Genomic DNA, 463 nt, shown 5'->3' on the forward strand with positions numbered 1-463 from the left:
TCTCCTCTCCTTTGTTTCATAACATCTTCTAGAATCTTCACTGTTTCAGGATTTTTGGGTTCATCATGTGGGTTTTCTTCTTTGATTTTGTTTCTGCGTTTTTTGATGAAGGCTCTGAATCGAATGATGAGATTGATGGGAAATAGTAAATAATAAATTATGAGGGCTATTACAAAGGAGTATTTTGGGATATCTCTAAAATCATCATCTAGGTATGGAATCCAAATGAAACATAAAAAAAATAAAAAAGCACCCATAAAAAATATTAAGTTTATCTCATTAAAATTTATATTTTTGAATCCATATTTTATTTTTAGATAAATATAATATATTATAATAATATAATATGATACAATATAATAGAACAGAGTGCCATAGAATAGAATAGAATAACCATCAATATAATAGCTTATTGTTTGTGCAATAGCAACAAATAAGCCAATAATAAAAATAATTATAAATA

The 463-nt window shown here is 25.3% G+C and carries 1 protein-coding gene; it reads right to left on the bottom strand.

The annotated features are described in order from the left end of the window. Positions 1-257, bottom strand: a 257-nt coding sequence (locus BKH42_RS09820) for a hypothetical protein (protein ID WP_219349872.1), incomplete at its 3' end; no start/stop codon positions are given. Between the last annotated feature and the right edge of the window lie 206 nt (positions 258-463).

The sequence above is a fragment of the Helicobacter sp. 13S00482-2 genome (genome assembly GCF_002272795.1).
Lineage (GTDB): Bacteria > Campylobacterota > Campylobacteria > Campylobacterales > Helicobacteraceae > Helicobacter_J.